The sequence below is a fragment of the Vibrio sp. 10N.261.52.A1 genome, from assembly GCF_002876325.1.
Taxonomy (GTDB): Bacteria; Pseudomonadota; Gammaproteobacteria; order Enterobacterales; family Vibrionaceae; genus Vibrio; species Vibrio chagasii.
The window spans coordinates 1-283 of sequence record NZ_MCYD01000368.1; the positions used below are offsets into that span (position 1 = coordinate 1).

Annotated in this window: 1 pseudogene; it reads right to left on the reverse strand. The window is 41.3% G+C overall.

The annotated features are described in order from the left end of the window. Window positions 1-42: 42 nt before the first annotated feature. A pseudogene (locus BCT81_RS04425) lies at window positions 43-283 on the reverse strand (hypothetical protein); the annotation flags it as partial.

Here is a 283-nt window from a genome sequence, read left to right on the forward strand (position 1 = left end):
AGCTGAAAGAAGCTCCTTTAGCAAGGAGCTTCCAATATTTTGTTAGATCTCTTCGCCTGTATCTAACCAAGGTGTGCCTTGGAGATTAGGGTAACCCTCTAGGTAAGTAATTTCAGCACCGGTTTCACTTTTTACTTTCCTAACAATGTCAAGAAATGTCTTTTCTGTCCATTCCTCAGGAGTTCCAACCATTGCTTGTGCCATTTCGCGGCTAATTTGCATAAGTCCACCAGTTTGTTTTTTGAACGTAGCATATGTATCTAGATGATACCCACCTTCGTAC